The organism is Pseudomonas sp. CM25 (genome assembly GCF_013179705.1).
Taxonomy (GTDB): Bacteria; Pseudomonadota; Gammaproteobacteria; order Pseudomonadales; family Pseudomonadaceae; genus Aquipseudomonas.
On sequence record NZ_JABMCW010000250.1, the window covers coordinates 1 to 8,319 of the forward strand.

The window sequence follows — 8,319 nt, forward strand, 5'->3', positions numbered from 1 at the left end:
CACCTGAACTTCGGTATCGACGTGATCAACCAGATCAAGATCGAGAACCCGCACCTGTGGGACGCGGCGATGAAGGAAGAGGCGACCCAGATGATCCTGCAAGGGACCCAGCTGGAGATCGAATACGCCCGCGACACCATGCCACGCGGCGTGCTGGGCATGAATGCCGCGATGATGGAGGACTACCTCAAGTTCATCGCCAACCGTCGCCTGACCCAGATTGGTCTGAAAGAAGAGTATCCAGGGACTACCAACCCGTTCCCTTGGATGAGCGAAATCATGGACTTGAAGAAAGAGAAGAACTTCTTTGAGACGCGAGTGATCGAGTATCAGACGGGTGGGGCGTTGAGCTGGGACTGATTTTCCGGGCTGAACATCAAGAAGGCTGCCGATTGGCAGCCTTTTTTATTGGCTCGGGAATGGCAGAATGGGGTTCTTCGCGGGCAAGCCCGCTCCCACAGAATCAGAGCTCTAGCTTTTTGGCGATGTCTACCTTGAGACTGCAGCCTGGGACTGCCATATCCTGGAGGCCTACTCGAGTCGCTCAGCAGCCTTTTTGTAAGCTTGGTCTCTTTCACGGCGATCGACAGCGACGACAAAAACCACGATCTCTTGGTCAATGACCTGATAGATCAGCCTATACCGGCTGCTGCGCAGCTTTATCTTGTAGCTGTCTGGTAGCGAGTGAAGACGATTGGCTTCAACCCGAGGATTCAGCAGAACCTCTGCCAGTTTCTTCTTGAACTGCTGACGCACGGTATCGCCCAGTTTCTTCCACTCTTTCAATGCACGGGAATCGAAGTCGAGGCTATAGGTCATCCAGCTGCACCCTCACGCGCTGCGGCGAAGCCAGTCGCTCCTGCACAGTGGCAATGAGGTCTTCATCTTCTTCGGTCATGAGGACCGGCCGGAAGGGTAACTTGCCCCGCTCAGCTACATATTGCAGAGCCTGTCGCATGAGTTCAGAGGGGGTTACGCCGAGGCGCTCGAGCTCTTTGTAGGCGCGGGCTTTGAGATCATCGTCGACGCGGATGTTGATGGAAGCCATAACCTGGCCCTCATGTAATGACGAATGTCATTACAATGCACTGATCTTGGTGATTCTGCAATGGCGGATTGTTCGCTGGCAGTGGCCACAGTCCATTCACTTATGAGCCGCTAGCGCAATCGCCGTAGGAGCTGCTTTGGGTCGTGCAGCGGCCCCAGACTCCGCACCTGTAATATTGCCGGGGCAGCTGTGCGGCCCTTTCGCGACACAAGGCCGCTCTTACAGGGAATCGCGTAGCACGGAAATTTGCCAAGATAGCTGTCGCCCATAGCGCCAGGGAGCGCTCGATCTTAGCCGGGAAGCCTTGCGAAAAAAGAAGAAGCCCCGCCCACGCCGACAGGAGGGGTACGGCACCAACGAGGATGCCGGGACTGGACATGCCAGTCTGCGTGGTCGAGGGCGAGGCCAGATCTGAAGACAGCCCAGGGTTGCGGCAGGGTCCACCGCCAACTGGATTTGATTGGTAAAGGGGGAGAATGGCACGCGCTCCGCCCGTGTTCGCGGCGGTTCAATGCATTGATGAACCCGCTCGTACCAAAGGCCGAGCGCCATCAAGGGCCTGGGTGCGGACAGGGTCGTCGTATGTCTTTACACGCGGCATTGTAGAGCACGTGCGTCCGTTTTTCGGGTATTTCAGCCTTGATCGCTGGCTGATTACGGATTGACAGCCTACCGCCTCCTTGCTAATAATCGCCCACAGTTGTACGACAACGCATAACAAAAACAACAATCAGTGGACGAAATCATGTCGACGCTCATCCCGCTCCATCCACGCCTGTTGCACACCTCTTTTCCCGCGGCCAGCTCACGTACATCCACCGGTACCTAGCCGCCGGCTAGTACGCAGTCACCCCAGGCCCTGACCGGCCCGTAATCTACTCGCCCCTGCCGCAGGCCGCTTGCGCGTGCCCGGTGGACGGGCTGCTACACCCTTCGGGAGCACAACAATAATGAAAATCTGCCAAACCCTTCCCTTCGCCCTGCTCGGCGCCGGGGTCATTGCCGGCCTGCCAGGCACTAGCCTGGCGGCGGGTTTTGTCGAGGACAGCAAGGCCACGCTCGGGCTGCGCAACTTCTACATCAACCGTAATTTCACCAACCCCGCCAACCCGCAAAGCAAAGCCGAGGAGTGGACGCAAAGCTTCATCCTCGATGCCCGTTCGGGATTCACCGAGGGCCCGATCGGGTTCGGCGTGGATGTGCTGGGGCTGTGGTCGGTGAAGCTCGACGGCGGTGGCGGCACCTATGGCACGGCGCTGCTCCCGCGTCATGACGATGGCCGGCCGGCGGATGACTATGGGCGCCTGGCGGTAGCAGGCAAGGCGCGGATTTCCAGGACCGAACTGAAGATCGGCGAGTGGATGCCGGTGCTGCCGATCCTGCGCTCGGACGACGGGCGCTCGCTGCCGCAGACGTTCCGCGGCGGGCAGGTCACCTCCAACGAGATTGCCGGCCTGACCCTGTACGGCGGCCAGTTCCGCGGCAACAGCCCGCGCAATGACGCCAGCATGGAAGACATGAGCTACGGCGGCGGGGTGTCGGACCGCTTCAACTTCGTCGGCGGCGAGTACAAGTTCAACCAGGACCGCACCCTGGTCGGGCTGTGGAACGCTGTGCTGAAGGACGTTTACCAGCAGCAGTACCTGCAACTGAGCCACAGCCAGCCGCTGGGCGACTGGACCCTGGGCGCCAACCTGGGCTACTTCCATGGCGATGATGACGGTTCCAGGCGCGCAGGCGAACTGGATAACAAGACCTACTCGGGAATGTTCTCGGCCAAGTACGGTGGCAACACCTTCTGGGTGGGGTTGCAGAAGGTCGATGGCGATACCTGGATGCGGGTCAATGGCACCAGTGGCGGGACCCTGGCCAACGACAGCTACAACTCCAGCTTCGACAACGCCAACGAGCGTTCGTGGCAGGTGCGGCATGACTTCAACTTCGTCACTGTGGGGGTGCCGGGTTTGACGCTGATGAACCGCTATATCAGCGGCCAGGATGTCCACAGCGGGGTGGTGACCGATGGCAAGGAATGGGTGCGCGAGACCGAGCTTGCCTATGTGATCCAGAGCGGGGCGTTCAAGGATTTGAGCGTGAAGTGGCGTAACTCTTCGATTCGTCGGGATTACAGCAATAACGAGTTTGATGAGAACCGGTTGATTTTCAACTATCCGCTCTCGTTGCTGTAACCGGAAAAACCGTTCTGCCTGTTATGGGGCCGCTCTGCGGCCCATCGCAGCGGTTCGTCGCCACGACAAGCCAGCTCCTACACCGAGCGCGCCGATTTCAAGCTATGTGCAGTACCTGTGGGAGCTGGCTTGCCGGCGATGAGGCCGGCAAAAGCCACACAAGCCTCATTGACAACCACCGGAACCACCGCCAATAATCACAAAAGTCATACGACAACCTACAACAATCAACAACAAGAGCCGGCCATGACCACAACTCCCCTCAATCGCCTGCTGCTCACCGGAGCTGCAGGCGGCCTGGGCAAGGTCCTTCGCGATCGCCTGCAAGGCTACGCCGAGGTCCTGCGCCTTTCCGATATCAGCCCCATGGCGCCCGCTGCCGGGCCGCATGAAGAGGTCGTCACTTGCGACCTGGCCGACAAGGCTGCAGTGCATGCCCTGGTCGAAGGCGTTGATGCCATCATCCACTTCGGTGGCGTATCCACCGAGCATTCCTTCGAAGACATCCTCGGCCCCAACATCTGTGGCGTATTCCACATCTATGAGGCGGCGCGCAAACATGGCGTAAAGCGCATCATCTTCGCCAGCTCCAACCACACCATCGGCTTCTACCGCCAGGACGAGCGCATAGACGCCCACTCCCCGCGCCGTCCCGACAGCTACTACGGGCTGTCCAAGTGCTATGGCGAGGATGTTGCCAGTTTCTACTTCGACCGTTACGGCATCGAGACCGTCAGCATCCGCATCGGCTCGTCGTTCCCACAACCGCAGAACCCGCGCATGCTCTGCACCTGGCTGAGCTATGACGACCTGCTGCAGCTGATCGAGCGAGGCCTGTCTACGCCGGACGTTGGCCACACCGTGGTCTACGGCGCTTCCGACAACCGCACCGTGTGGTGGGACAACCGCCATGCCGCGCACCTGGGCTACGCGCCCAAGGACAGCTCGGAAGCCTTCCGCGCCGCCGTGGAAGCCCAGCCGGCGCCTGCCGCCGATGACCCGAGCATGGTCTATCAGGGCGGCGCTTTCGCCGTGGCCGGCCCGTTCAACTGACCCACTGCGCCAGGAGGCACGGCCATGAACTGCGAACTGATCGTCGACGCCCGCAACGGCACCGGCGAAAGCCCCGTGTGGCACCCAAGCGAACAGGCCCTGTACTGGGTCGATATTCCCGCACGCCAACTGCACCGTTGGCAGGCGGCCGATGGCATGCACCAGGTCTGGCAGGCTGACGAGATGCTCGCCTGTATCGCCCGCAGCGGCGAAGGCTGGGTGGCCGGTATGGAAAGCGGCATATTCCAGCTGCAGGCCAAGGCTGACGGCAGCCTCGACAGCCACCTGCTCAGCAGCGTGCAGCATGCCCAGGCTGGCATGCGCTTCAACGATGGACGCTGTGACCGCCAAGGCCGCTTCTGGGCCGGCAGCATGCTCATGGACATGCCGCAGGGCGCCCACGTTGGCGCGCTGTACCGGCATGATGGCGAAGGCCAGCTGCATCTGCAGCTGGATGGCATGATCGTGCCTAACGGCCTGGCCTTCAGCCCCGATGGCAAACGCATGTACCTGTCCGACTCGCACCCCAACGTGCAGAAGGTCTGGGTGTTCGACTACGACATCGACAGCGGCACGCCGCACGACAAACGGCTGTTCGTCGACATGCGCGGTTACCCCGGCCGGCCCGATGGCGCCGCCATCGACCAGGATGGCTGCTACTGGATCTGCGGCAACGATGCCGGGCAGGTCCATCGCTTTACCCCCGAAGGTCGGCTTGACCGCTCACTCGACGTGCCGGTGAAAAAGCCTGCGATGTGTGCCTTTGGCGGCGCCAACCTGGACACCCTGTACGTCACCTCGATCCGCCCCGCGGGCTCCGACCTCAGCGACCAGCCCCTGGCTGGCGGAGTATTTGCCCTCAACCCTGGCACCAAGGGTGTCGAGGAACCTGCCTACCGGGGCTGAGCCCTTTGCCACACCAACACTTGCACGCCCGAAACCGGATAATAAAAACCACGGAGTTTCATCATGACGTTCAAACGCAAGCTGCTTCTTGCCGCACTCCCCTTCGCCCTCAGCCTGTCCATGCCCGTCTCGGCACTGGACATCAAGTTCGCCGAAATCCACCCGGCCGGCTACCCGACGGTGGTTGCCGAACAGAACATGGGCAAAAAACTCGAACAGGCCAGCAATGGCGACATTACTTTCAAGATGTTCGCCGGTGGCGTGCTGGGCTCGGAAAAGGAAGTGATCGAACAGGCGCAGATCGGTGCCGTGCAGATGACCCGCGTCAGCCTGGGGATCGTCGGCCCGGTGGTGCCGGATGTGAACGTGTTCAACATGCCGTTCGTATTCCGCGACCACGAACACATGCGCAAGATCATCGACGGTGAGATCGGCCAGGAGATCCTCGACAAGATCACCAACTCCGATTTCAACCTGGTCGCCCTGGCCTGGATGGACGGTGGCTCGCGCAGCATCTACACCAAGAAGCCAGTGCGCAGCCTTGAAGACCTCAAGGGCATGAAGATTCGCGTGCAGGGCAACCCGCTGTTCATCGACATGATGAACGCCATGGGCGGCAACGGCATCGCCATGGACACCGGGGAGATCTTCAGCGCGCTGCAGACCGGCGTGATCGATGGCGCCGAGAACAACCCGCCGACGCTGCTCGAGCACAACCACTTCCAGAGTGCCAAGTACTACACCCTGACCGGTCACCTGATCCTGCCGGAGCCGGTAGTAATGTCCAAGACCACGTGGAACAAGCTGAGCCCCGAGCAGCAGGTGCTGGTGAAAAAAGTGGCCCGTGAAGCACAGATGGAAGAACGCGCACTGTGGGACGCCAAGTCCGCCGCCAGCGAAGAGAAGCTCAAGGCCGCCGGCGTGGAATTCATCAGCGTCGACAAGAAGCCGTTCTACGACGCCACCGCCTCGGTACGTGAAAAATACGGCGCGCCGTACGCCGACCTGATGAAGCGCATCGACGCCGTCCAGTAACCCGGTCCCTTCCCGAACGACCTCGGCAGTGCGGCGCCCGCCGCCCTGCCGCTTTGGTGATGCCCATGAAAAACCTTTTCCTGCGTGCGAACGACACGCTCTACCGCGGCTGCATCTGGATCGCCGGCCTGTCGATCCTGGCCATGTCGCTGATCATCCCCTGGGGCATCTTCGCCCGCTACGTGCTCGGCACTGGCGCCAGCTGGCCAGAGCCGGTGGCCATCCTGCTGATGGTGGTGTTCACCTTCGTCGGCGCCGCCGCCAGCTACCGGGCCGGGGCGCACATGGCGGTGGCGATGATCACCGACCGCCTGCCTCCGCTGCCGCAGCAGCTGGCCGCGCTGCTGGTGCAAGTGCTGATGATTCTGGTGTGCGTGTTCATGACCTGGTACGGCACCAAGCTGTGCATCACCACCTGGAATCAGTTTCTGGCATCGCTGCCGGGCGTGCGGGTGGGCATGACCTATGCGCCGATCCCGATCGGTGGTGTGCTGACCCTGGTCTTTGTGCTGGAGAAACTGCTGCTGGGCGACCAGAGCCAGCGCAAGGTGGTGCGCTTCGACCAACTCGAAGAAGAAAGCGAAGGAGCGGCATAAATGGATGCGTTCATTCTGTTGGGCAGTTTCGTCGCCCTCATCCTGCTCGGCATGCCGGTGGCCTATGCCCTGGGCCTGTCGGCACTGATCGGCGCCTGGTGGATCGACATTCCGCTGCAGGCGATGATGATCCAGGTGGCCAGTGGGGTTAACAAGTTCTCGCTGCTGGCCATTCCGTTCTTCGTGCTGGCCGGCGCGATCATGGCCGAAGGCGGCATGTCACGGCGCCTGGTGGCGTTTGCCGGGGTGCTGGTGGGCTTCGTGCGCGGCGGGCTGTCGCTGGTCAACATCATGGCCTCGACCTTTTTCGGTGCGATTTCCGGCTCGTCGGTGGCCGACACCGCGTCGGTGGGTTCGGTGCTGATCCCGGAGATGGAGCGCAAAGGCTACCCCCGAGAGTTCTCCACCGCCGTGACCGTCAGTGGCTCGGTGCAGGCATTGCTGACCCCGCCAAGCCACAACTCGGTACTGTATTCGCTGGCGGCGGGCGGCACGGTGTCGATCGCCTCGCTGTTCATGGCCGGGGTGATGCCAGGCTTGCTGCTGAGTGGGGTGATGATGGGCCTGTGCCTGTTGTTCGCCCGGAAGCGCAACTACCCCAAGGGCGAAGTGATCCCCCTGCGCCAGGCGCTGAAGATCGCCGGCGAGGCGCTATGGGGCCTGATGGCCATGGTCATCATCCTTGGCGGCATTCTGTCGGGCGTATTCACGGCCACCGAATCGGCGGCAGTGGCCGTGGTGTGGTCATTCTTCGTGACCATGTTCGTCTACCGCGACTACAAGTGGCGCGACCTGCCCAAGCTGATGCACCGCACGGTGCGGACCATCTCGATCGTGATGATCCTGATCGGCTTTGCCGCCAGCTTTGGCTACGTGATGACCCTGATGCAGATCCCGTCGAAGATCACCACGGCGTTCCTGACACTGTCGGACAACCGCTACGTGATCCTGATGTGCATCAACTTCATGCTGTTGCTGCTGGGTACGGTGATGGACATGGCACCGCTGATCCTGATCCTCACGCCGATCCTGCTGCCGGTGGTTACCGGTATCGGGGTGGACCCGGTGCAGTTCGGCATGATCATGCTGGTGAACCTGGGGATAGGCTTGATTACACCGCCGGTGGGGGCGGTGCTGTTCGTCGGTTCGGCCGTTGGCAAGGTGAGCATCGAATCGACCGTGAAGGCACTGCTGCCGTTCTACCTGGCGCTGTTCCTGGTACTGATCGCGGTGACCTACATTCCGGCCATTTCGCTATGGCTGCCTAGCGTGGTGTTGTAACTGAAAGCGGGGCCGCTTTGCGGCCCATCGCCGGCGAGCCGGCTCCCACAGGAATTGGGCAGCCGTCCAGCCCTGCGCAGTCTCTGTGGGAGCTGGCTCGCCGGCGATGGGCTGCAAAGCAGCCCCCTACGCGAAACCTGCAAATGGATCCTGCACATGGCTGTCCCCTCCTCTGCTGCAACCCTGTTCCCGCGCAAACTGGCAATCGCCC

General features: G+C 61.4%; 9 protein-coding genes. 7 read left to right on the forward strand and 2 right to left on the reverse strand.

Features of this window, described 5'->3' with window-relative positions; all coding sequences use genetic code 11:
* A partial coding sequence (locus HP546_RS21730; protein ID WP_172229310.1) for a ribonucleotide-diphosphate reductase subunit beta occupies positions 1–360 on the forward strand: 360 nt, incomplete at its 5' end.
* Positions 361–531: 171 nt separating this feature from the next.
* Here HP546_RS21730 and HP546_RS21735 read toward each other — a convergent pair.
* A complete protein-coding gene (locus tag HP546_RS21735; RefSeq protein ID WP_172229312.1) occupies positions 532–819 on the reverse strand; it encodes a type II toxin-antitoxin system RelE/ParE family toxin in 288 nt (95 codons plus the stop codon).
* Positions 809–1,048, reverse strand: coding sequence for a type II toxin-antitoxin system RelB/DinJ family antitoxin (locus tag HP546_RS21740; protein ID WP_028700126.1), 240 nt, complete (start codon positions 1,046–1,048; stop codon positions 809–811). Before HP546_RS21740 ends, HP546_RS21735 begins: the two co-directional genes overlap by 11 nt.
* A 950-nt stretch (positions 1,049–1,998) precedes the next feature.
* On the opposite strand from HP546_RS21740, the gene HP546_RS21745 reads away from it, so the two are divergent.
* From HP546_RS21745 to HP546_RS21770, 6 genes are all read left to right on the forward strand, one after another.
* Positions 1,999–3,237, forward strand: a complete 1,239-nt coding sequence (locus HP546_RS21745) for an OprD family porin (protein WP_172229314.1) — start codon at positions 1,999–2,001, stop codon at positions 3,235–3,237.
* 246 nt (positions 3,238–3,483) lie between these two features.
* Positions 3,484–4,290 carry an NAD(P)-dependent oxidoreductase gene (locus HP546_RS21750; protein ID WP_172229316.1) on the forward strand — a complete coding sequence of 269 codons (807 nt, stop codon included), beginning with the start codon at positions 3,484–3,486 and terminating at the stop codon, positions 4,288–4,290.
* A 24-nt stretch (positions 4,291–4,314) separates the two neighbouring features.
* Positions 4,315–5,196: an SMP-30/gluconolactonase/LRE family protein gene (locus tag HP546_RS21755; RefSeq protein ID WP_172229318.1), complete on the forward strand. Its 882-nt coding sequence runs from the start codon at positions 4,315–4,317 to the stop codon at positions 5,194–5,196.
* A 63-nt stretch (positions 5,197–5,259) separates the two neighbouring features.
* A complete protein-coding gene (locus tag HP546_RS21760; protein WP_172229320.1) occupies positions 5,260–6,231 on the forward strand; it encodes a TRAP transporter substrate-binding protein in 972 nt (323 codons plus the stop codon).
* Between the two features lie 65 nt (positions 6,232–6,296).
* Positions 6,297–6,827, forward strand: a complete 531-nt coding sequence (locus HP546_RS21765) for a TRAP transporter small permease (RefSeq protein ID WP_172229322.1) — start codon at positions 6,297–6,299, stop codon at positions 6,825–6,827.
* Complete coding sequence (locus HP546_RS21770; RefSeq protein ID WP_172229324.1) at positions 6,828–8,108, forward strand: TRAP transporter large permease; 1,281 nt, start codon at positions 6,828–6,830, stop codon at positions 8,106–8,108.
* The last annotated feature ends 211 nt before the right edge of the window (positions 8,109–8,319 follow it).

Coding starts and splice junctions, on each gene's coding strand:
- HP546_RS21735 (WP_172229312.1), bottom strand. CDS start 819: ATGACCTATAGCCTCGACTTCGATTCCCGTGCATTGAAAGAGTGGAAG.
- HP546_RS21740 (WP_028700126.1), bottom strand. CDS start 1,048: ATGGCTTCCATCAACATCCGCGTCGACGATGATCTCAAAGCCCGCGCC.
- HP546_RS21745 (WP_172229314.1), top strand. CDS start 1,999: ATGAAAATCTGCCAAACCCTTCCCTTCGCCCTGCTCGGCGCCGGGGTC.
- HP546_RS21750 (WP_172229316.1), top strand. CDS start 3,484: ATGACCACAACTCCCCTCAATCGCCTGCTGCTCACCGGAGCTGCAGGC.
- HP546_RS21755 (WP_172229318.1), top strand. CDS start 4,315: ATGAACTGCGAACTGATCGTCGACGCCCGCAACGGCACCGGCGAAAGC.
- HP546_RS21760 (WP_172229320.1), top strand. CDS start 5,260: ATGACGTTCAAACGCAAGCTGCTTCTTGCCGCACTCCCCTTCGCCCTC.
- HP546_RS21765 (WP_172229322.1), top strand. CDS start 6,297: ATGAAAAACCTTTTCCTGCGTGCGAACGACACGCTCTACCGCGGCTGC.
- HP546_RS21770 (WP_172229324.1), top strand. CDS start 6,828: ATGGATGCGTTCATTCTGTTGGGCAGTTTCGTCGCCCTCATCCTGCTC.